18 protein-coding genes are annotated in these 21643 nt (G+C 57.0%); 10 read left to right on the forward strand and 8 right to left on the reverse strand.

All coding sequences use genetic code 11. The features are described 5' to 3' along the window. Positions 1–239 precede the first annotated feature (239 nt). From mutH to SERS4_RS0120360, 4 genes are all read left to right on the forward strand, one after another. Positions 240–926, forward strand: a complete 687-nt coding sequence (gene mutH, locus SERS4_RS0120345) for a DNA mismatch repair endonuclease MutH (RefSeq protein WP_017893815.1) — start codon at positions 240–242, stop codon at positions 924–926. 95 nt (positions 927–1021) lie between these two features. Continuing rightward, a complete protein-coding gene (locus SERS4_RS0120350; protein ID WP_012146529.1) occupies positions 1022–1738 on the forward strand; it encodes a TerC family protein in 717 nt (238 codons plus the stop codon). Positions 1739–1906: 168 nt separating this feature from the next. After that, positions 1907–2125 carry a YgdI/YgdR family lipoprotein gene (locus SERS4_RS0120355; protein WP_012146530.1) on the forward strand — a complete coding sequence of 73 codons (219 nt, stop codon included), beginning with the start codon at positions 1907–1909 and terminating at the stop codon, positions 2123–2125. Between the two features lie 197 nt (positions 2126–2322). Next, positions 2323–3363 carry an NADP(H)-dependent aldo-keto reductase gene (locus SERS4_RS0120360; protein ID WP_017893816.1) on the forward strand — a complete coding sequence of 347 codons (1041 nt, stop codon included), beginning with the start codon at positions 2323–2325 and terminating at the stop codon, positions 3361–3363. A gap of 53 nt (positions 3364–3416) precedes the next feature. On the opposite strand, the gene lplT is transcribed toward SERS4_RS0120360, so the two are convergent. The 3 genes from lplT to SERS4_RS0120375 form a co-directional block, all read right to left on the reverse strand. Continuing rightward, positions 3417–4613 carry a lysophospholipid transporter LplT gene (gene lplT, locus SERS4_RS0120365; protein ID WP_017893817.1) on the reverse strand — a complete coding sequence of 399 codons (1197 nt, stop codon included), beginning with the start codon at positions 4611–4613 and terminating at the stop codon, positions 3417–3419. Beyond that, on the reverse strand, positions 4613–6766 hold the full coding sequence (gene aas / locus SERS4_RS0120370) for a bifunctional acyl-ACP--phospholipid O-acyltransferase/long-chain-fatty-acid--ACP ligase (protein WP_017893818.1): 2154 nt from the start codon (positions 6764–6766) through the stop codon (positions 4613–4615). The genes lplT and aas overlap by 1 nt, the downstream gene beginning before the upstream one ends. Before the next feature lie 558 nt (positions 6767–7324). Beyond that, a complete protein-coding gene (locus SERS4_RS0120375; RefSeq protein WP_017893819.1) occupies positions 7325–9583 on the reverse strand; it encodes a molybdopterin guanine dinucleotide-containing S/N-oxide reductase in 2259 nt (752 codons plus the stop codon). 219 nt (positions 9584–9802) lie between these two features. On the opposite strand from SERS4_RS0120375, the gene galR reads away from it, so the two are divergent. Next, positions 9803–10822 (forward strand): HTH-type transcriptional regulator GalR, encoded by a 1020-nt coding sequence (gene galR, locus SERS4_RS0120380; RefSeq protein ID WP_017893820.1) that lies wholly within the window; start codon positions 9803–9805, stop codon positions 10820–10822. On the opposite strand, the gene SERS4_RS0120385 is transcribed toward galR, so the two are convergent. After that, positions 10819–11274 (reverse strand): GNAT family N-acetyltransferase, encoded by a 456-nt coding sequence (locus tag SERS4_RS0120385; protein ID WP_017893821.1) that lies wholly within the window; start codon positions 11272–11274, stop codon positions 10819–10821. The two genes, galR and SERS4_RS0120385, sit on opposite strands and share 4 nt — an antisense overlap. 154 nt (positions 11275–11428) lie before the next feature. Here SERS4_RS0120385 and SERS4_RS0120390 point away from each other — a divergent pair, with 154 nt between their 5' ends. Continuing rightward, on the forward strand, positions 11429–12439 hold the full coding sequence (locus SERS4_RS0120390) for a LacI family DNA-binding transcriptional regulator (RefSeq protein ID WP_017893822.1): 1011 nt from the start codon (positions 11429–11431) through the stop codon (positions 12437–12439). Positions 12440–12542: 103 nt separating this feature from the next. Here SERS4_RS0120390 and lysA read toward each other — a convergent pair whose 3' ends face one another. Continuing rightward, a complete protein-coding gene (lysA, locus tag SERS4_RS0120395; RefSeq protein WP_017893823.1) occupies positions 12543–13805 on the reverse strand; it encodes a diaminopimelate decarboxylase in 1263 nt (420 codons plus the stop codon). A gap of 132 nt (positions 13806–13937) precedes the next feature. Here lysA and SERS4_RS0120400 point away from each other — a divergent pair, with 132 nt between their 5' ends. Further along, on the forward strand, positions 13938–14861 hold the full coding sequence (locus SERS4_RS0120400) for a LysR family transcriptional regulator (protein ID WP_017893824.1): 924 nt from the start codon (positions 13938–13940) through the stop codon (positions 14859–14861). On the opposite strand, the gene SERS4_RS0120405 is transcribed toward SERS4_RS0120400, so the two are convergent. Continuing rightward, positions 14851–16005, reverse strand: coding sequence for an MFS transporter (locus SERS4_RS0120405; RefSeq protein ID WP_017893825.1), 1155 nt, complete (start codon positions 16003–16005; stop codon positions 14851–14853). The two genes, SERS4_RS0120400 and SERS4_RS0120405, sit on opposite strands and share 11 nt — an antisense overlap. 315 nt (positions 16006–16320) lie before the next feature. Beyond that, entirely contained in the window at positions 16321–17229 is a 909-nt protein-coding gene (locus SERS4_RS0120415) for a LysR family transcriptional regulator (protein WP_012146542.1), read from the reverse strand. A gap of 109 nt (positions 17230–17338) precedes the next feature. On the opposite strand from SERS4_RS0120415, the gene SERS4_RS0120420 reads away from it, so the two are divergent. Together SERS4_RS0120420 and SERS4_RS0120425 are read left to right on the forward strand one after the other, a co-directional pair. Beyond that, entirely contained in the window at positions 17339–18223 is an 885-nt protein-coding gene (locus tag SERS4_RS0120420; RefSeq protein ID WP_017893827.1) for an MBL fold metallo-hydrolase, read from the forward strand. 75 nt (positions 18224–18298) lie between these two features. Next, positions 18299–18949, forward strand: a complete 651-nt coding sequence (locus SERS4_RS0120425; protein WP_017893828.1) for a DsbA family protein — start codon at positions 18299–18301, stop codon at positions 18947–18949. Between the two features lie 49 nt (positions 18950–18998). On the opposite strand, the gene SERS4_RS0120430 is transcribed toward SERS4_RS0120425, so the two are convergent. After that, the gene (locus SERS4_RS0120430; protein WP_017893829.1) at positions 18999–19706 is read right to left on the reverse strand and encodes a hypothetical protein; all 708 of its coding nucleotides are present in this window, start codon (positions 19704–19706) and stop codon (positions 18999–19001) included. Positions 19707–19897: 191 nt separating this feature from the next. Between SERS4_RS0120430 and SERS4_RS0120435 the strand changes: the two genes are divergently transcribed. Beyond that, positions 19898–21634, forward strand: a complete 1737-nt coding sequence (locus tag SERS4_RS0120435; RefSeq protein WP_017893830.1) for an ABC transporter ATP-binding protein/permease — start codon at positions 19898–19900, stop codon at positions 21632–21634. Positions 21635–21643: the final 9 nt, after the last annotated feature.

Here is a 21643-nt window from a genome sequence, read left to right on the forward strand (position 1 = left end):
AGTGATCGGTAAAAATTTGGGTTATCCCATAAATCTGTGGATAAATAGGTGTAAGATCCTGTTTATTGTCGGTGGCTACAGGTGCACAAGCGTCAGCCGGAATTTTTCCTCTGTCGGGTGAGAGAGAAAAAGTCATGGAAAATCATGCTACTATTATTCTTTTCCCCAGTCCTTTCCGGTCAAAGTTCTCTGTGGACAAATACAGTACGTTTTTCAACCAAATCTAACAGGCTTGTATTATGGCGTTTTTATCTCCTTTGCCCCCTCCTCCAGAAAACGAACAACAGCTGTTTGAAAGGGCGCAGCGGCTTGCCGGCTGTTCCCTGGGCGAACTGGCCGAAGGTGCGCGGTTGGCTATCCCCAGGGATCTGAAGCGTGATAAAGGCTGGGTTGGCATGCTGCTGGAGCAATATCTTGGCGCCATGGCGGGCAGCAAGCCGGAGCAGGATTTCCCCGAACTGGGCATCGAGCTGAAAACCATCCCGATAGACGCCGCCGGCAAACCGCTGGAAACCACCTTCGTCTGCGTAGCCCCCTTAACCGGCAACAGCGGTGTCACCTGGGCCAGCAGCCATGTACGTCATAAGCTGGCACGGGTGCTGTGGATCCCGGTAGAAGGTGAGCGACAAATCCCGCTGGAGCAGCGACGTATCGGTTCACCGCTGTTGTGGAGCCCAAACGCCGAAGAAGAAGAGATGCTGCGCCGCGACTGGGAGGAACTGATGGATTTGATCGTGCTCGGCCACGTAGAGCGGATCACCGCCCGCCACGGTGAGGTGCTGCAACTGCGTCCCAAGGCGGCCAACAGTAAGGCCCTGACCGAAGCTATCGGCGAACAAGGGCAGCCGATCCTCACATTGCCACGCGGTTTTTACCTGAAAAAAAGCTTCACCGGTGCGTTATTGGCAAGACATTTCTTTGTCTGATCCCTTTTGTTTAGGTCGCGTTTAGGTAACAGTGTCGCTGTATCAATAAACGCGTATAATTCAGCCTTTGTTTTTTATTAAGGTGTGGCTCGACAATGTTTGAGTGGATTATGGATCCCAATGCCTGGTTAGCGTTAGGTACGCTGACCATTCTTGAGATCATTCTGGGTATTGATAACATTATTTTCCTTTCGCTGGTGGTGTCCAAGCTGCCGAAAGCGCAGCAGAACAAGGCTCGCCGCATCGGGCTGGCTGGCGCAATGTTAATGCGTCTGGGACTGTTGGCCTCCATCGCCTGGGTGATCCGTCTGACCCATCCGCTGTTTAGCGTCATGGACCACAGCATCTCGGCACGCGATCTGATCCTGCTGCTGGGTGGGCTGTTCCTGATTTGGAAAGCCAGTAAAGAGATCCATGAAACCATCGAAGGCTCTGATGAAGAGCACCACACCAAGGTGCACGGCTTCTTCGGCGCCATCGTGCAGATTATGCTGCTGGACATCATTTTCAGCCTGGACTCGGTGATTACCGCGGTAGGCCTGTCCGACCATCTGTTTATTATGATGGCCGCAGTGGTGATTGCCGTTGGCGTCATGATGTTTGCCGCCCGACCTATTGGTGAGTTCGTTAACCGCCACCCTTCGGTGAAGATGCTGGCGTTGGCGTTCCTGATCCTGGTGGGCTTCACCCTGATGCTGGAAAGCTTCCAGGTGCATGTACCGAAAGGCTACATCTACTTTGCGATGTTCTTCTCAATGTCGGTCGAAGCGCTCAACCTGATGCGCAGCAAGAAAAAAACCGTCTCTGAGTAATTCCCCCACGGGAGTGCGCGTCAGCCACTCCCGTTATTATTTTCTGCTGCCCTGTTTCAGCGTCACTTTCCCTATCAAGATAAAGACTTATCCGAAACACGGCGCATCCATATTTTGCTAATCTTAAAAGAAGCTTCTTTTTTGCATATATAACTGAGGATCCGCAGGATGAAAAAGTGGGTAATGGCAGTGTCTGCGTTGGTGATCGCCGCCGGGTTGGCGGGATGTTCCAGCGATTACGTAATGGCGACCAAAGACGGCAATATGATCCTGACCGAGGGCAAACCGGAGATTGACCAAGATACCGGCCTGATCAGCTATAAAGATGAAAAAGGCAACAGCCGCCAAATCAACGGCGATCAGGTTTCACAGGTTATCGAACGTTAAATTCCCCGTCGGCTATCGCTCTCGTAGTGCGCGATAGCCCTCCCCGCACTGAATCCGCTTCCCCCATCTTCTCGGCTTGGTTATAGTCGGCAAAGGCAGTACACCGCCTTGCAGGTTGTTTGCCACAGCCTGCCCTTTGGCTCCTGTTTCACCGGGCGGTTCAGCCCGTAAGCGCTAACATGAAAGGAAGGCCGTTAATGCAATACCACCGTATTCCCCACAGTTCTTTAGAAGTGAGCGTGCTGGGACTGGGCACCATGACCTTTGGCGAACAGAACAGTGAAGCCGATGCCCATGCGCAACTCGACTATGCATTAGCCGCTGGCGTCAACCTGATTGACACCGCAGAGATGTACCCGGTACCGCCCCGCCCTGAAACCCAGGGGCTAACCGAGCAATACATCGGCAGTTGGATCAAGGCACGCGGCAACCGTGAAAAGATAGTGCTGGCCAGCAAGATTTCCGGGCCGGTGCGCGGTACCGACAGCAGCATCCGCCCGCAGCAGGCGCTGGATCGCAAAAATATTCGTGTCGCGCTGGACGCCAGCCTGAAACGACTCAACACCGATTATCTCGATCTCTACCAATTGCACTGGCCGCAGCGCCCGACCAACTACTTCGGCAAGCTCAATTATCAATACACCGACGATAAGGCCACCGTCACCCTGCTGGAAACGCTGGAAGCGCTGACCGAACAGGTACGCGCCGGTAAAATCCGCTATATCGGGGTATCTAACGAAACGCCATGGGGCGTAATGCGTTACCTGCAACTGGCTGAAAAACATGAGTTGCCGCGCATCGTTTCGATTCAAAACCCCTATAGCCTGCTGAACCGCAGTTTTGAGATTGCCCTGGCGGAGATCAGCCAGCACGAAGGGGTCGAACTGTTGGCCTATTCCAGCCTGGCGTTCGGCACCCTGAGCGGCAAGTATCTCAACGGTGCCAAGCCTGCCGGTGCACGCAACACGTTATTCACGCGCTTTAACCGCTACTCTGCGCCACAAACGCAGTTGGCGATTGCCGAGTATGTCGCGTTAGCCAAAAAGCACGGGTTGGATCCGTCGCAGATGGCACTGGCGTTTGTGCGCCAGCAGCCGTTCGTTGCCAGCACCCTGCTGGGTGCAACCACGCTGGAACAACTGAAAACCAACATCGACAGTTTCGACGTGGTATTGAATGAAGACGTACTGCAGGGGCTGGAAGAGATCCACACCCGCTTTACTATTCCGGCACCATAAAAACACGTCCTGCGCCATCAATAAGATGGGGCGCCTAATCCGCGCCCCTTCTGCTATTTTGCCCGCCGCTGCGACAGCCACAGCGCGCTAATCGCCAATGCAAACACCACGCCAAAGCCAATTCCCACGCCGACCACCGGCACGCTGACTTTAACGGCCAGCGAATACAACCCGAGCATCAGCAGCATGGCGGTGTTCTCCCCCAGGTTCTGTACCGCGATCGCATTGCCTGCCCCCACCGAATTTTTGCCCCGTTCCTGCAACAGCGCATTCAACGGCACCACAAAAAAACCGCCCAATACGCCGATAATCAACAGCAGTGCATAAGCGTTAAACAGGGAGGTTTGCAGGGCGAATATTGCCACCGCTACGCCGATCAGGATCCCGGCTGGCATACAGCGCTTCACCGTCTCCAGCGTGACGAAACGCGCGGCTGCCCCGGCGCCTATCACTATCCCGACCGCCACCATCGCATTGAGCAACGTCGGCGTAGCGTTGTCGGCGATACCGAGTGCCACCGGCACCCAAAGCACCAACAGGAAGCGCAGCGTGACCCCGGCCCCCCAAAACAGACTGGTACCGATCAAAGAGAAACGCGTCTGACCGTCGCGCCACAGCACCACACAGGCGTTGAAGAAAGCCTGCGTCATGGCACGCGGCGTCCAGGAAACGGCAGGATGTGCCGCCGGCAAACGTGGAATATACAGATTGGCGATCACCGCCGCCGCGTAGACCACCGCACACACCGCCAGCGCCGCCACAATGTGCCAGTCGGCCAATATGCCGCCGGCCACCGAACCGATCAGGATCGCGGCGATGGTAGAAGCCTCCATCAGGCCATTGGCTTTGACCAACTTTTCGCCGCTGGTGATCTCACCCAGAATGCCGTATTTGGCGGGTGAATAGGCGGCTGCCCCTACGCCGACCAGGGTATAGCCGAGGAACGGATTAAGCCCGAAACAGATCACCAACGCGCCGGCCAGTTTCAGGCCGTTGGCCACCATCATCACCCGCCCCTTGGCGAAGCTGTCGGCGACCTGACCGACAAAGGGCGCGAGGATGATATAGGTGGCGACAAACGCCATCTGCAAAATCGGTTGGCTCCAGTCGGGATAGAGCTGTTGCTTGATCAAGGCCAGAGTGGCGAACAGCAATGCATTGTCACCGAATGCGGACAGAAACTGGGCGCAAATTACGGCGATCATACTGCGAGAAAGCAAAGGTGAATCAGTAGGTAACGTCGGGTTCATCAGGCAATCTCCGGCTGTTCAGCCATGTTACGCAGGGTCACAAAGTCAGGTTTACCGCTGCCAAGCACCGGTAAGGTTTTCAAAATACGGATATCACGCGGCACCATCAGCTCAGGGCTGCCCAATTCACGCGCCACCTTCAACAAAGCTTCACGGGTGATGCCGGCGTCGGTGGTAAACAGCACCAGCGCCTCGCCCTTGCTGCTGTCGCTTTTTACCGTGGCGGCATGCTGGGCTTCCGGCGCGACGCGCTGTGCCAGCAGCTCCACGCTTTCCAGAGAGACCATTTCCCCCGCCAGCTTGGCAAAGCGCTTCACCCGGCCGCGGATCACGCAGTAACCCTGCTCGTCCAATGTGACAATATCGCCGGTATCGTACCAACCCGGCTGCAGGTTACCCTGCTCATCCTCAGCCGCCGGGGGTTCCAGTTCGCCCGGACGCTCGACCCGCAGATAACCTTTCATGATATTAGGCCCCTTCAACTGCAGGCGCCCGCCGTTATCGATACCCGGCACCTTCATCAGCCGCGCTTCCATGTTCGGCATAATACGGCCGACGGTACCGACCTTGGCCGCCAGCGGCACGTTGATCGACACCACCGGTGCGCATTCAGTCACGCCATAGCCTTCCAGAATACGGATGCCGTATTTGTCCTGATAAATCTGTTTGGTGCTGTCCGCCAGCTTTTCCGCACCGGCAACCACATAGCGCAAACGGGCAAAATCATACGGGTGAGCGAAACGCGCATAGTTATTAAGGAAGGTCGCTGTGCCGAACAACACGGTGCAGTTACGGTCATACACCAGTTCCGGAACCACACGGTAATGCAGCGGGCTGGGGTAAAGGAAGATGCGGCTGCCGGTCATCAGCGGCGTCAGCAGCCCGACCGTCAGGCCGAATGAATGGAACAACGGCAGCGATGACATAAAGCGGTCACGCGGGGTGAAATCGGCGATGGTACGGATCTGTTCAACGTTGGCCAACAGGCTGGCATGGGAATGCACCACGCCTTTCGGATTGCCCTCCGAACCCGAGGTGAACAGGATCAGCGCCGCATCGTCAGGTTGCTGTGGCAGCATGGCCCGCGCCGGTTGGAACAGATGGCGCAGGATCCACAGCTTGTCCGCCAGGGTCACCGTATCTTTCAGGTCTTCCAGGTACACCCAGTTGGCCTCCGGCACCTGCTGCGGCAAATGGGTCAGCTTGCCCTTTTCGAGAAACTGACGTGACGTGACGATAGTTTTGAGACTGGCGGCGGTCATGGCGCTTTTCAGGCCCTTGGAACCGGCGGTGTAGTTGAGCATCGCCGGAATGCGGTTGCGCAGGGAGGCGCCAAAAATAACCGCTACGGTGATGGTCGCGTTCGGCAATAACATGCCGACATGTTCGCCCTCGGCGGTAAAACGTTGCAGGATGCGGCTGACGCCCAGCGCTTTCTTGGTCAGCGTGCGGTAACTGTCCTCCTTGAAGTTAATATCCTCGATACACGGCTTGCTGCGGCCATAACGGTGCTGCGCCGCCAGCAGAGCCTGAAACAGGGTCTGCGGCTCACGGGTATCCATTCGCGCCTGCATCATGATCTGGTGCAGCCGATCCCCGGCCAATGCACGGCGATCGCGGGCGCGCGGCGCTACCGGCATCGGCAGCGAGGTCGGCGGTAAAATACGGATGCTGATCTGCGGGAACCAGCGGATCTTGAACACTCCGGCCATGCGGCCAAAGGGGCTGAACTCGGCGCCATCGAGCCGTATCGGCACCAGGGTCGCCCCCGATTTGGCGGCGATAAACGCGGCACCGTCATAAACCTTCATCAGCGAACCGGTAACGGTTATGCGCCCTTCGGGAAACACCACTACCGGCCTGCCCTGTTCCACCGTGCGCACCAGCTGTTTGATGGCCATGGGTTTGGTAGGGTCGAGTGAGACAAAGTCGATATAGGGCCGCAGCCAGCGCATAAACCAGCGATCGCCAATACTGGCATAGACGGCAAATACCGGTTTGATCGGCAAAAACAACGCCAGCAAAACGCCATCGAGGAAGGAGATATGATTGGGCGTAATCAGCAGTTTTTGCTGGTCGAAATGCCGGACGTCGCCCTCGACACGTACCCGGTACAGCAGGCGGAACAGCACCCGCAGTATAGAAAAGATCATGCCCTTCTCCCCTTGGCCAAGATGAGCGTAAATGGTTGTAGGGAAAAGAATACTATATGGCAGGCAAAAAAAAACCTACGCATCCGCGTAGGTTGGTGCAATTGAAAATGGCTTCAACATACAGAGTATGCTGATTTCTCACCAATCAATACCTCTGGGATCACCTACTCTAGAGAGGTAGCGATCAAGAAACTACCGACCAATCGCAAGAGTTTTGCTCTAAATGCAACCAGCTGTAAATTTCCCGCAATTTACGGAAATAACTCAATGAAACTTAAACAGTCCTGGAACAGAAAAATACAAAATCGAATTTTGTGCAGGCGGGATGGCAAGGCATCAGACAAAAAAAAACCTACGCATCTGCGTAGGTTGGTGCAAATTAATATGGGTTCAACAACAAGTTGCTGAGATTCACCAATCAATACCTCTGGGACGTTCAATTTACCCCGTGCCGGCAAAAACCAGCCAGCAGGCAATCGCAACATTGGGGCGCAAAGTGTAACCAGCTGTTTATACCCGTCGCCTGGCCGCAACTCGAAATTCATAGGGTATAGTCAATTATCGGGCGCTCACCTCGACCAGGCAGCTCATGGCGTTCGGCCCCTGGGTCAGCGGCGAGGTGCCAATATCCAGCGTTAATACGTTCGGATTGCCGGACTGTTCCACCTGCAGCCGCTGGCTGCCGAAGCCCGGATCAAACCAGGCACCGGTGGCCATCAGCACCACGCCCGGTGTAACGCCGTCGGTAATAGCGACGCCCGCCAGACAACTGCCGCGCGCATTGCTGACCAACACCTCAACGCCATCGACAATACCGCGTGTTATAGCATCCTGCGGGTGCATATACAGCGTTTCGCGCCCGGCGGTTTTATTGCCCTGCGCCAGGGGGGCCGGGTCCATCTGACTGTGTAAACGATCGCTCGGCTGGATGGAAATCAGGTGCAGCGGCCACTCTTTGGCCTGTGGCGCCCCCAGCCATTCGACCGGCGGCTGCCACTGCGGATGCGGGGCAAAATCAGCATAACCGTAGCCGGCAATTTTCTCGCTGAACAACTCAATCTTGCCGCTCGGAGTTTGCAGCGGGTTGGCCTGTGGGTCGGCGCGGAAATCGTCAAAGAACACAAATTCTTTCGCCGGTGCCGGCAGCTCGACATAGCCTTTACGCCAAAAATCCTCGAATTCGGGCCATTCCACACCGGTACCGGCCTGCGCCTGTCCGCACTGCTGATAGATAGATTCGATCCAGGCTCGTTCATCGCGATTTTCGGTGAATTGTTCGCGGTAACCCAGTCGCTCCGCCAGGTCGGCAAAAATATCAAAGTCGTTACGCGCCTGATGCTGAGGCGCAATGGCCTGATGCATCGCCAACACGTAGCGATCGCGCGATGAACCGCCGATATCGTTACGTTCCAGCGAGGTGGTTACCGGCAGCACGATATCCGCCATTTTGGCGGCCGGAGTCCACCAGATATCCTGCACAATCACCGTATCCGGCTTCTGCCAGCCTTCCACCAGCCGGTTTAACTGTTGGTGATGATGGAACGGGTTACCCCCGGCCCAGTGCACCAGATGGATATCCGGGTAATGCAGCGTCTCGCCACGGAACTGGTAGGGTTCACCCGGTTGCAACAACATATCGCAAATGCGTGCCACCGGGATCGCCAACCCGCAAGGATTTGACCCCACCGGCATCATTGGCCCCGGCGTATCCACGCGCGGGTTGCCAACGCCGTTCATGGAACCGTGGCCAAACGAGAAGCCGCCGCCCGGTAGCCCAACCTGGCCGAGCATCGCCGACAGGGCAATCATCATCCAATAGGGCTGTTCGCCACGATGAGCGCGCTGAACGGAATAGGAGCAGGTAAGAAAGCTTCGCACGCCAATCAGTTGCTGTGCGAGCAAGCCAATGCGCGCCGCCGGGATACCGGTGATCGCACTGGCCCATTCTGGGGTTTTCGCCACGCCGTCATCGGTGCCGCGCAGATAACTCGCCAGTTGGTCATAACCGGCACAGTGGCTATAAAGGAATGCTTCGTCCTGCGCGCCCCGACGCTGAATTTCATACGCCAGTGCCAGCATTAACGCCACATCGGTATTCGGGCGGATCGGGATCCATTCGGCATTCACAAATGCCGGGCAGTCATCACGCATCGGGCTGATGTTGATAACCGGGGTGCCTTTCTGCACCAGTTTTTGCAACCATGGTTTGAGCGAGTGTTCCGCCGCGCCACCGGACGATACCTGGGCATTTTTCAGCGCCAACCCACCGAAAGCGACAAACAGCTCACAGTGCTCAACCACGCTCGGCCAACTGGTGACGCGCCCGGTCAATGGGGTGAAGGTACCAATCACATACGGCAGGAAAAACTGCGCAGCGCCCCAACTGTAGTTGCCTAATTGATCAACACCGCCGCCACCGCCGAAATAAAAGCGCCGCACCAGCGAACGCGCATGATGCAAACGCCCGGCGGATGACCAACCATAGGAGCCGGTAAACAGGCCCGAGGGGCCGTAGCGATCGCGCACGCGGCGGTTTTCTTCCGCCACCAGATCGAGCGCCAGATCCCAGTCCACTTCGACAAAATCCTCACGGCCACGCAGCGTGCGGTCGCTGCCTTCACGCTTTTGCAGCCAGGAACGGCGCACCGCCGGCTTGCGGATGCGTTTGTCGGAATAGACCATCGGCGCGATGGAGTCGAGCATCGGGGAAGGATCCGGATCGCCTGCAAACGGCTCACAGCGGATAAGCCTGCCGTCTTCAACCACGGCGGTATACGCCCCCCAGTGAGCGAGTTGCGGGTAACGTTTAATCGACATGCGGTTCTCAAACAAAATGGGATGCACAAAAGTAACATTAGCTGCCGTGCGCCACCAAAGCACAAATGGCTCTATTACTGAGCTACGCAGGTCTAAGCACAGAATAAATCGCCCATATCTGCAACAGCCGCCACAAGTTGCGATCGCCAGCGCTTGCAGCCCCGGGTTTTTTCCGCAAGACTGAGGAATGTAAGCGATTACCCAGGATGTATGACAGATATGGCTACCATAAAGGATGTTGCCAGGCTGGCGGGTGTTTCCGTGGCCACGGTATCCCGCGTAATAAACCATTCCCCGAAGGCCAGTGAAAGCTCACGCACCGCCGTGCTGGCCGCGATGGAACAACTGCAGTACCACCCAAACGCCAACGCCCGCGCGCTGGCGCAGCAATCGACCGAAACGTTGGGGCTGATCGTCTCCGACGTGTCCGATCCCTTTTTTGGCGCTATGGTCAAAGCGGTCGAACAGGTGGCCTACGCTACCCACAACTTCTTGCTGATTGGCAACGGTTACCATGAGGCGGAAAAAGAGCGTCAGGCGATTGAACAACTGGTGCGTCACCGCTGTGCAGCACTGGTAGTGCATGCCAAAAAGCTGACCGATACTGAGTTAAGCGGCTGGATGCAGCAGATCCCGGGGATGGTGCTGATTAACCGCACGCTGCCGGGCTTTGAATCGCGCTGTGTGGCGCTGGACGACCGCTATGGTGCCTGGCTGGCGACTCGCCATCTGATTCAACAGGGGCATCAGCGTATTGCCATCGTCTGCTCCACCCACCAAATTTCCGACGCCGCAGACCGCCTGCAGGGTTATCTCGATGCATTGCAGGAGCATGGCATTGCGGTAGATGAAAGGCTGATTGCCTACGGAGAGCCGGACGAAATCGGCGGTGAACAAGCGATGACCGAGTTGCTCGGGCGCGGTAAAAACTTCACCGCAGTGACCTGTTATAACGATTCGATGGCCGCCGGTGCGCTCTCGGTGCTGAGCGACAACAGCGTGGATGTGCCGGGCCAAATGTCGTTGATTGGCTTTGATGACGTGTTGATTTCACGCTATCTGCGCCCCCGCCTGACCACCATCCGCTATCCAGTGGTGGCCATGGCGACCCAGGCGGCCGAACTGGCACTGGCGCTGGCCAATAACCAGCCGCTGCCGGAGATCACCAATATGTTCAGCCCGACGCTGGTGCGCCGCCACTCGGTGGCCAGCATCAATAACGTTTACGAGCAGAACTAGCCCAGCTCGCGGTGATAGAGCCGCACCGGGCGGTCAGGGTAGTCCAGCGCGTCGCCGATATAGTGCCAGCCGTGACGTTCGTAATAGCCGCTGAAGTCACTGTAGAGATACAGCTCGTCAAAGCCGGCCTGGCGGCTGTAGTCCTGTACATGCTGCTGCAGCCGCAAGCCCAGGCCGCTGCCGCGCTGGCTTTCATCGACATACAGCGCCGCCAGCCAGGGCGTCAGATCCTGGCGGCTGATTAAATCACAGCGCCACAGACCGACGGTGCCGACCAGTTCGTCCCCCTGCAAGGCAATAAAAGTGATGGGCAGGTCTGCCCCACGCAGACCACTGTCCACCACGCTGGCGAAAAATGCCCTGCTGTTTTCACTGCCGAATGCCTGCCATAGCCAGTTGATCACCCGCTGCCGGTGCTGCGGATAATCTGCCAGAAGCACAATATCAGTCATCCAGCCTTCCCCTTATTCTCATTGCCAGAGAACAGTCTACGAGCGTTTCACCACAACGCAATCACTGCGATAAAAAGCCGCGCAGCCAAGGGCTAACCCTATGCTAGACTGAGCATTATTTGCCACAGCGGATGTTGAAAGGGGTAAGCCATTGATGATCACCATGTTGGATGTTTCCATTCGCGCGGGGGTATCTAAAGCCACGGTCTCACGTGTGTTGAATGGCACCGGCCAGGTGAAAAAGAGCACCCGCGACGCGGTGTTCAAGGCCATGGACGACCTTGGCTACCGCCCCAATTTCCTGGCCCAATCGCTGGCAAATAAAAGCTCCAACAGTATCGGGCTGGTGGTTTCCAACTTCGATGGTCCCTACTTCGGCCGCCTGCTGCGTAAAGCCGCCAAGCTGATCGAGGCCAGCGGCAAACATCTGATTGTCACCGATGGCCACGACACGCCGGAAGACGAACTGCAGGCGGTGCAACTGCTGGCCGATCGCCGCTGTGACGCCATCATCCTGTATACCCGTTTTATGTCCGAGCCCACGCTGATGAACCTGTTGGACAGCCTGCCGGTGCCGATCATGGTGATCAACCGCGATCTGCCACAGGCCCGCGCACGCTGTGTGTCCTTCGAACAGCAGAAAGCCGCCTTCCATGCGGTGGATTATTTGATTCGGCAAGGACATCGCGAGATAGCCTGCATTACCGGGCCGATTGCCACGCCTACCGCCCTGGCTCGGTTAGCCGGTTATCGGCAGGCACTTGAGCATCACACCATTGCCTTCGACGACGCCCGCGTAGCCTATGGTGACAGCAGCGTACAGAGCGGCTACCAGGCTGTGCGTAGTTTACTGGCCAGGGGTAGCGGCTTTAGCGCCCTGTTTGCCTGTAACGACGACATGGCGGTCGGCGCAATGAAAGCGTTGCACGATGCAGGCAAACGCCTGCCGCAGGATGTCTCACTGTTCGGCTTTGACGACGAACCCAGCGCCGCCTATTTGCAACCGGCGCTGTCTACCGTTTATCTGCCGATCGACGTGATGATCGAAGCCGCCATCAGCCAGGCTTTCCGCCTGATTAAGGGGGAGGATATACAGCCACTTACGCCTTTCACCGGTGAACTTCGGCTGCGGGAGTCCGTGATACCGGGGCCTTACGCCAACTGATTCCTTCGGGCGCTGGCGCTGATTGCGCACCGCGCTCCCCAACGGCCAGCACCGGCGAATGTCTCTGTGAAACGGGCGCAGTACTGAACTGCGCCCGAGAGCATCAGATCAGTTCCAGCGCAATCAGCTCTTCAATGGTCTGGCGGCGGCGAATCAATCGCGCTTCGCCGTTTTCAAACAGCACTTCCGGCAGCAATGGACGGCTGTTGTAGTTCGATGACATTGACGCGCCGTAAGCACCGGTGTCATGGAACACCAAATAATCACCGACCTGCACCGGCGGCAGTTCGCGGGTTTCAATGCCACCACCGGCCTGCTGGGTAAAGACATCACCGGATTCGCACAGCGGCCCGGCAATCACGGTATCGCGCAGCGGCTGGTTGGCTGTATCGCGGCCATCGGCCGGCAGCAGAGAAATATGGTGGTAACTGCCGTACATCGCCGGACGCATCAAATCGTTAAAACCGGCGTCCACCAGCACAAAGTGGCGGCTGCCCATGTCTTTCACCGCGCGCACCTCGGCCACCAGCACCCCGGCTTCCGCCATCAGGAAACGCCCAGGTTCAATCTCCAGGCTCACCGGATGCCCCAGATGCGCGGCAATGCGCTCACGGGCACTGTTCCACAGGCCAAAATAGTGCTCGGTATCAATAGCCTCTTCACCGTACTGATAAGGGATTGACAGGCCGCCACCGGCGGAAATGGCGCTGATATCCTGGCCGAGATCGATCACCTGCTGCACCATGGCGTCACACACCCGCTCCAGATGCTGGTAATCCACGCCCGAACCGATATGCATATGCACACCGATCAATTTCAGGCCGTACTGCTGAATTTTCGCCACCGCCTGCGGTAAATCGGCATACCAAATGCCGTGCTTGCTGTTTTCGCCGCCGGTATTGGTTTTCTGGCTGTGGCCGTGCCCAAAACCTGGGTTGATGCGCAGCCACACTGGATGTCCGGTAGAAAGCTGGCCCAGTTGTTCCAGCATGTCGATCGAACCGACGTTAACCGGAATTTTCAATTCGCTGACGCGCGCCAGGGTCGCGTGATCCAGCACGTCGGCGGTAAACACAATCTCACTTGGCTCACCACCCGGCTGAAAACCGGCCTGCAATGCACGCTCAATCTCCCCCAACGACACCGAGTCCACCTTGACGCCCTGCTCACGCATCAGGCGCAGAATATGGATATTCGAGCAGGCTTTTTGGGCAAAACGAATAACATCGAAATGACGCAGCTGGCTGATGCGCTCGCTAATGATAGCGGCGTCATAAGCCCATACGGGGCAACCAAAGCGCTCAGGCAGGGCCAACAGGTTAGCGGCATTGAGGGCAGTCGTCGTATCGTGTAAAGCACGTGGCATGGTGGTATCCCTGAATAAAATTTAGTGACTCTAATACCCCAATATTGCCGCACGCTTTCCTGGATGGAAAATATCTATTTAGCCAGAGTCTATTCATTTATGATATGGCTTTACTGATTAAAAGAGCTGCCGATGCACGCGATAACGCTACGCCAGATTGAAATCTTCTATGCGGTGATGACCACCGGCAACCTGACTGAAGCCGCCGCGCTGCTACAAACCTCGCAGCCCACCGTCAGCCGTGAGCTGGCGCGCTTTGAGAAGCTAATCCAGCTGCAATTGTTCGAACGGGTTCGCGGGCGGTTATCCCCAACGGTGCAAGGCCTGCGGCTATTGGAAGAGGTTCAGCGCTCCTACTACGGTCTGGATCGTATCACCGCCGCCGCCGCCAGTATCCGCCAGTTCCGGCAGGCGCAGCTGTCGATTGCCTGCCTGCCGGTGTTCTCGCAATCACTGCTGCCCGCGGTGTGCAAACCTTTTATCGATCGCTATCCGGAAGTGAATTTCAGCGTAATACCGCAGGAATCACCACTGCTGGAGGAGTGGCTGTCGGCGCAGCGCCACGATTTGGGACTCACAGAAAATACCCTGACCCCGGCGGGGACCGAGCGCATGACGCTGATGACTCTGAACGAGGTGTGCGTACTGCCGGCCGGGCATCCCCTGCTGGCGAAAACGGTGTTGACGCCGCAGGACTTTGCCGGGCAAAACTTTATCAGCCTGTCGAACACCGACAGCTATCGCCAGCTACTGGATTCGTTGTTCAGTGAGGAAGGAGTCAACCGCCGTCTGGTGATGGAAACCCATAGCGCCGCATCGGTCTGCGCCATGGTTAAAGCGGGAGTGGGAGTGTCGGTCGTTAACCCGCTGACGGCGCTCGATTACGCCGGCAGCGGCGTCCATGTGCGGCCATTCAGCGTTGAGGTCCCCTTTACCGTCAGTCTGATCCGGCCGCTGCATCGCCCATCGTCGGCGCTGGTCACGGCCTTTACTCAGCATTTGCAACAGCAGGCGCAGACACTCCCCGCCCGCCTGGCTGCGGTAATTACACGCTAGCCGGGCGCTTGGCACGGCTGAAGGTCACTATGCAGAGCAGCAGCCCCAGCAGCGCAATCCCTGCTGCGGCCAGCGGTACGCTGGTCAAGCCCAGCCCCTGCGCAATCACCACGCCGCCTACCCAGGCACCGATGGCATTACCGACGTTGAACGCGGCAATATTCAGCGTAGAGACCAGGTTGGGGGCTTTTTTACCGTAGGTCACCACGTTGATCTGCAATGCAGGCACCGCGGCAAACGCCGCAGCGGCCCACAGGAACAGGGTGATTTCCGCCGGCACCATTGAGTGACTGGTCCAACTGAACAGCGCCGCAAAACAGGCGATAACCAGGAAAGTACAGGTCAGGGTCAGCGGCAAACGCCAGTCTGCCAGACGGCCGCCAAGGATATTACCCAGCGTCAGGCCAACCCCCATCAACAACAGCGTCCAACTCACGCCATGTGACGAAACTCCGGTCACTTCGGTCAGCAACGGGGCAATATAGGTAAACAGCGCGAACATCGATGCGGCAAAGGCCACGGTCATCAGCAGCGAAAGCCAGATGCCGCCGCCACGCAGTGCCGTCAGCTCTTTTTTCAGGTCGGTCGGTTGTTCATCCTTGACCGTCGGCAGCTTGCTATACAGCGCCAACAGGGATAATACGCCGATTACCGTCACCGCCCAGAAGGTTGAGCGCCAGCCCAATGCTTGCCCCAGTGCAGTGCCGATCGGTACCCCCAGCACGTTGGCCAATGTCAGACCGGTGAACATCAACGCCACGGCGGAAGCCCGACGGTTGGGAGCCACCAGATTCGCCGCCACTACAGCGCCAATGCCGAAGAATGCTCCGTGGCACAGGGCGGTGATAATGCGCGCCAGCATCAGGAAATCGTAGCTGTAACTCAGCGCGCACATAATATTGCCGAAGATGAAAATCACCATCAGCAGCAGCAGAGTCTTTTTGCGCGGCAGCTTCGCCGTTAGCAGCGCCATGATCGGTGCACCGATAGCCACGCCAAGGGCATAGCCGCTGATCAACCAGCCGGCGGAAGGAATAGAGACCTGCAGATCCCTCGCGACCTCCGGCAGCAACCCCATAATTACGAACTCGGTGGTGCCGATAGCAAATGCACTTAATGCCAGTGCGAGCAGAGAAACAGGCATGCGTAACGCTCCCAATCAACAAAGCCCCGGCGTCAGGCGCGCGAGGCTGGTAAAAAAACACAAAATTATCGGCCAGCCTGACAGGCTGCCCGTGAAAAGGTCAGAGAGGATGTTCAAAGAGCCGGGATATCTATTTAACCCTATAATTATTAAGTCTTATTCACTCTTCTCACGCTACAAAAACTACACGTCGCCCCATCAGTTAACCAGTGACAGAGCCGCGACAGCGCACAAAATGCCCCGGTAAACTCGCTAACCGCTTGAATGCGCTAATGATGAAAAATGTGTGAAAATGTTACTGCGGCGTTAATGATATCAGCGCAACGTCGCTCGCCAGCCGGCATCGGTGGCAAACCACTCCACTAAAAAGTCCAACATGGTCCTCAGAGTCGCCGGCATCTGCCGACGCGAAGTATAAATGCCGTAAATGCCCATAGACTGGGGCCGATAATCCGGCATCAGCTCAATCAGTTCGCCGCTGGCCAGCAGCGGTGCCGCCGAATAATAAGGTTGCATGGAAACCCCTGCCCCCTGCACCGTACCCGCCATCAATACCACCGATTCGTTGGCGCTCAGATTACCGCTGACCGCGACTGCCGACTTCACCCCCTGGTGGTCAAAATGCCACAGGCTTTTACCGAAGTAGGAGTAAGTCAGGCAGTTGTGCAGCGCCAGATCCTGCGGATGACGCGGCGTGCCATGCGCCGCCAGATAGGCCGGTGCAGCGCAGACCACCGAGGCGCAGGAAGAGAGCGGTCGGGCGATCAGATTGGGATCCAGCTCATTGGTAATTCGCAGCGCCAAATCGATACGCTCTTCGACCAGATTCACTGCGCGATTATTCATTTGCAGATCCACAGCCACCTGCGGATGACGCTTAAGGTATTGTGCTACCGCGCCCACCAGCGCCGTCTGGCCCAGCGACTGCGAGCAGGTGATCCGCAGCAGGCCGCGTAGTTCATCACTCTGTTCCCCCTCGACCAGGTCTATTTCCCCCGCCAGCGCCAGCATCTGTCGGCAGCGCTCTAATGTACGCTCACCGGCGTCAGTCAGACTAAGCTTACGGGTAGTTCGGTGTAACAAACGTGCCCCGGCCCATTGCTCCATTTGGGCCAGATAACGCGTCACCATGGCTCGCGACATTTCCAGCGTTTCTGCCGCCGCAATCATGCTGCCACGGTCAACGATGGTGATAAAAACCTCAGCTGCGGTAATGCGATCCATGATTCGTCCGATTTACGCAATGAATAATTGCTCATTATCCGGTTTTTCTATCGCTTTATGCAACCTAACATCTACACAACATTTAATCGCTACCCAAGGACCTCTGCCCATGTTTAACAAATCATTACTGACCCTGGCCTTCGCCGGCATCACCACCTTTAGCGCCTACGCCACCGCCGCCGACACTCTGACCATGGAAGTGTACAACCCAGGTGAGAAAAGCGTGTTCCCGGTGTCCTCTGAGATCATCAGCGGTAAACACGAAGTGGCGCTGATTGACGCCCAGTTCCAGCGCAACGACGCAGAAGAACTGGTGAAAAAGATCAAGGCCACCGGCAAAAAGCTGACCACCGTCTACATCAGCCATTCAGATCCAGATTTCTACTTTGGTCTGGACGTGATTAAAGCCGCGTTCCCACAGGCGAAAATCATCGCGTCCCCAGGCACCATCGAAGAAATCAACGCCACCAAAGACGGCAAAGTCGCCTATTGGGGCCCGATCCTGAAAGACAATGCACCGAAAGCGGTGGTGGTTCCACAGGCGTTGCAGGGTGACAGCTTCACCGTTGACGGCCAGAAAGTGGAAGTGAAAGGCCTGACCGGCCCAACGCCGGAGCGTACCTATGTGTGGATCCCGGCGCTGAAAGCGGTAGTGGGCGGTGTTCCGGTCGCGGGCGACAACATCCATCCGTGGGTCGCCGATAACCAGAGCGTTGAATCCCGCGCGCACTGGCAGCAAACGCTGGAAGGCATCAAAGCATTGAAACCGAAAGTCGTTGTCCCTGGCCATTTCCTGCCGGGTGCCGACCAGACGCTGAAATCCGTGACCTTTACCCAGAACTATCTGACCACGCTGGAAGCTGAACTGCCGAAAGCCAAAGATTCTGCTGCACTGGTGGCGGCAATGAAAAAGCATTACCCGAACCTGAAAGATGAATCGAGCCTGGAACTGAGCGCCAAGGTGCTGAAAGGCGAAATGAAGTGGCCGCAATAAGCCCGCCTTAATAAACAGACTACGGCGTTACTGCAACCCGCCCTTGAAAGAGGGCGGGGATAACGAGGAATAAATATGACCGGCACGACTCTGCATTACATTTTCGATCCGCTGTGTGGCTGGTGCTATGGCGCAGCCCCGCTGGTGAAGGCGGCCAAAACCATTCCAGGGCTGAATATTGCCTTGCACGCCGGTGGCATGATGACCGGCAACAACCGCCGCCAAATCACGGACGAATGGCGTAATTATGTTATCCCGCACGACAAACGTATTGCGGAGTTAACCGGACAAACCTTTGGCGAAGCCTATTTCAATGGCTTGCTGCGTGATACCAGCGCAGTGATGGACTCAGAGCCGCCGATTACCGCGATACTGGCGGCGCAAGCGCTGGCGGGACGCGGGTTGGATATGCTGCATCGCATTCAGGAAGCGCATTATCAGGAAGGTCGACGCATCGCCGATACGCCGGTGCTGGAGGCCCTGGCGAAAGAGCTGGGCCTGGCCTCTGCCCCGTTCATCGCCGAGATGCGCTTTAACGCCGGTGCCCCGACCGCGCAACACATCGCGCAAAGCCGGGCATTGCTGGCCAAAGTTCAGGGACAAGGCTTCCCGACCTTTGCGCTTGAAGACAGTGAAGGCCAGCTGCGCCAGATCCCGGCGGGCAACTATCTGGGGAATGTTGAAGCCTGGAAAGAGTTGTTGAGCGGTGCCGCTACCTGGGCGTAATGCCTGTTACAGTGCCCGGACATTCAGGATATTGAATGTCCGGGGCTGATTATTCGACCCGCACGAAGCGTCCTTCCGCCCGCACGTTAAAACCAAAACCGCAGTCGCCTTTGGTGTGCATTTCCAGCGCATCCGCGCTGAATTGCATCGTCACATCACAAGCCATCGAGTCCTCCGGCTCCCGCTGACGGTACAGCGCCTTGCCCTGTTCAATCGGCAACACCTCGGCGAATTCGCCCATATTCGGGCCGTAATACAACCCCATTTGCGGCATATAATAGCCGGAATAATTGATCAGCCAGCGGCCGTCCTGTGGCTTGACCTCCACTTCGCTCCATACGCCGCGCCCGGCGTACTGCCAGTAGACGCCACCCGGTCCGTTCGACGGCGGTTGCTTCGCCAGGCGCTGCTGCAGCAGTTTCAAATTATGTTGGGATTTACTGTCCTGTGGCGCCAGTTCCAGATAGGCGCGTGCCTTGAGCAGTTCACCGGCATGCATCAGCGCCAGCGCCACATTGTTGTAAGCAGTGGCGGTCGCCTGATTGGCGAGACCGCAGAACTCACTCCAGGCGGCCTGATCGCGGAAAACGTCGGCTGCGCGTGGGTAATCACCGCGCTGGTAGGCACTTTTCCCCAGCTCGGCATAGCTCGCCACCTTGTGACAATCGGCATCAATATCCGGCTCATCAATCTGTGCCGTCGCCAGGCCGCTGGTGAGCGCACCATAGGCCAACAGCAGGGGAACCCACGCCTTCATCACTCATCCTTTCCGCAGTAAACAAGCCAAATTTCGGCGCCAGTATAACCGCCATCCCTCTCGGCTTCACCTCTGACGATTCAATCACAATATTTCAAAAGGTTAGCCGCGTTAAAACTGCTTACAGTCCCGGTTTGTTTGTTACTTGCCTGCGGCCCATGCTGAAAAAAATGCAGAATTAACGAGACCTCATGAACGCAACCCCAACCCCCAAACACGCCGTCTGGCAATTGATTAAGCCCTTCTGGGTATCGGAAGAGAAACTGCGAGCCTGGTCGATGCTGATCGCCATTGTCGCTTTGTCGCTCGGGCTGGTGTACATCAGCGTACAGATCAATGAGTGGAACCAGGTGTTTTACGACGCGCTGCAAAACAAAAACTATCCGGTATTCAAAGCACAACTGTGGCGTTTTACCTATCTGGCGCTGATCTTTATCGTGCTGGCAGTCTATAAAATTTACCTGACGCAGGGCCTGCAGATGCGCTGGCGGCGCTGGATGACGGAAAAGTTTATGGGTAAATGGCTGGCGCATCAGGCCTATTACCATACCGAACAGCAACAGATCGTCGATAACCCGGACCAGCGTATTGCCGAAGATCTCAATGTACTGACCCAGTACACGCTGTCGCTGTCGCTCGGGCTGCTCTCCAGCCTGGTGACGCTGTTTTCCTTTATCACCATTCTCTGGCACGTCAGCGGGCCAATGACCTTTGTTATCCATCAGCATGCCGTCACCCTGCCCGGCTATATGGTGTGGTTCGCCCTGCTGTATGCGGTGCTGGGTTCGCTGCTGATTTGGTGGGTGGGTAAGCCGCTGGTCCAGCTCGGCTTTAATCAGGAGCGCTATGAGGCAAACTTCCGTTTTGGGCTGATCCGTATCCGGGAAAACAACGATGCCATCGCGCTTTATCACGGCGAACCGCGCGAAGCGCAACAGTTGGGTGACCGCTTTGACAACATCCGTACCAACTGGGGGTCAATCATGCGCATCACCCGTCGGCTGAACATCGCCTCTAACTTTTACAGCCAGTTTGCCATTGTTTTCCCGCTGTTGGTGGCGGCTCCGCGTTACTTCTCCGGCGCTATCCAGATGGGCGGCATGATGCAGATCGCCTCCGCCTTTGGCCAGGTACAGGGGGCGCTGTCATGGTTTATCGATGCCTTTAGCGATCTGGCGACCTGGAAAGCCTGCGTTAACCGTCTGGCCGGTTTTAACGCCGCCGTGGATCAGGTACACCATCAGCAACGCGGCATTCAACTGCAAGCAGAGAACGACCAACCGCTGATCCTCGATCGTCTCAGCCTGCAACTGCCGGACGGTCAAAGTTTACTGGGCTCAACGTCGATGACGCTGAAACGCGGTGAGAAAGTGCTGGTCGTCGGCCCTTCGGGCTGCGGTAAATCCACGCTGCTGCGTGCTATCGCCGGGATCTGGCCCTACGGTTCCGGCACCATTGGCCGCGACGCGGCCAGCAGCGCCTTATTCCTGCCACAACGCAGCTATATTCCCATCGGCACGCTGCGCGAGGCGCTCAGTTATCCGCATCTTGCGGCCGAATACAGTGATGAGCAACTGCTGAAAGTGCTGGAAAATTGCCGTCTGAAGCATCTGCAACGCTGGCTGGACACCAGCGCCAACTGGAGCCACCGCCTGTCGCCAGGCGAGCAACAGCGGCTGGCATTCGCCCGCGCTATTTTGACCCGCCCGGATATTTTGTTCCTCGACGAGGCCACCAGCGCGCTGGACGATGAAACTGAGCAACTGATGTATTGCCTGTTAGTCGATGAGCTGCCGCAGGTGACATTGGTCAGCGTGGCGCACCGCAACAGCGTGGCGAAATACCACCAGAGCTGCTGGCGCTTTAGCCGCGCAGAAGAGAATCAACCGGCCCGTATGGCACTAAGCCCCCTGCCTATCGCCGGTTAATCAACCGGG

Source organism: Serratia sp. S4, assembly GCF_000347995.1.
In the GTDB taxonomy this organism is placed as follows: Bacteria; Pseudomonadota; Gammaproteobacteria; order Enterobacterales; family Enterobacteriaceae; genus Serratia; species Serratia quinivorans.

What these genes read in the sequence shown, in the direction of transcription:
- SERS4_RS0120400 (WP_017893824.1), top strand. Translation starts at nt 13,938, where the DNA reads ATGCACGCGATAACGCTACGCCAGATTGAAATCTTCTATGCGGTGATG.
- SERS4_RS0120405 (WP_017893825.1), bottom strand. Translation starts at nt 16,005, where the DNA reads ATGCCTGTTTCTCTGCTCGCACTGGCATTAAGTGCATTTGCTATCGGC.
- SERS4_RS0120425 (WP_017893828.1), top strand. Translation starts at nt 18,299, where the DNA reads ATGACCGGCACGACTCTGCATTACATTTTCGATCCGCTGTGTGGCTGG.
- mutH (WP_017893815.1), top strand. Translation starts at nt 240, where the DNA reads ATGGCGTTTTTATCTCCTTTGCCCCCTCCTCCAGAAAACGAACAACAG.
- SERS4_RS0120385 (WP_017893821.1), bottom strand. Translation starts at nt 11,274, where the DNA reads ATGACTGATATTGTGCTTCTGGCAGATTATCCGCAGCACCGGCAGCGG.
- SERS4_RS0120360 (WP_017893816.1), top strand. Translation starts at nt 2,323, where the DNA reads ATGCAATACCACCGTATTCCCCACAGTTCTTTAGAAGTGAGCGTGCTG.
- galR (WP_017893820.1), top strand. Translation starts at nt 9,803, where the DNA reads ATGGCTACCATAAAGGATGTTGCCAGGCTGGCGGGTGTTTCCGTGGCC.
- aas (WP_017893818.1), bottom strand. Translation starts at nt 6,766, where the DNA reads ATGATCTTTTCTATACTGCGGGTGCTGTTCCGCCTGCTGTACCGGGTA.
- lplT (WP_017893817.1), bottom strand. Translation starts at nt 4,613, where the DNA reads ATGAACCCGACGTTACCTACTGATTCACCTTTGCTTTCTCGCAGTATG.
- SERS4_RS0120390 (WP_017893822.1), top strand. Translation starts at nt 11,429, where the DNA reads ATGATCACCATGTTGGATGTTTCCATTCGCGCGGGGGTATCTAAAGCC.
- SERS4_RS0120420 (WP_017893827.1), top strand. Translation starts at nt 17,339, where the DNA reads ATGTTTAACAAATCATTACTGACCCTGGCCTTCGCCGGCATCACCACC.
- SERS4_RS0120430 (WP_017893829.1), bottom strand. Translation starts at nt 19,706, where the DNA reads ATGAAGGCGTGGGTTCCCCTGCTGTTGGCCTATGGTGCGCTCACCAGC.
- SERS4_RS0120350 (WP_012146529.1), top strand. Translation starts at nt 1,022, where the DNA reads ATGTTTGAGTGGATTATGGATCCCAATGCCTGGTTAGCGTTAGGTACG.
- SERS4_RS0120415 (WP_012146542.1), bottom strand. Translation starts at nt 17,229, where the DNA reads ATGGATCGCATTACCGCAGCTGAGGTTTTTATCACCATCGTTGACCGT.
- SERS4_RS0120355 (WP_012146530.1), top strand. Translation starts at nt 1,907, where the DNA reads ATGAAAAAGTGGGTAATGGCAGTGTCTGCGTTGGTGATCGCCGCCGGG.
- SERS4_RS0120435 (WP_017893830.1), top strand. Translation starts at nt 19,898, where the DNA reads ATGAACGCAACCCCAACCCCCAAACACGCCGTCTGGCAATTGATTAAG.
- lysA (WP_017893823.1), bottom strand. Translation starts at nt 13,805, where the DNA reads ATGCCACGTGCTTTACACGATACGACGACTGCCCTCAATGCCGCTAAC.
- SERS4_RS0120375 (WP_017893819.1), bottom strand. Translation starts at nt 9,583, where the DNA reads ATGTCGATTAAACGTTACCCGCAACTCGCTCACTGGGGGGCGTATACC.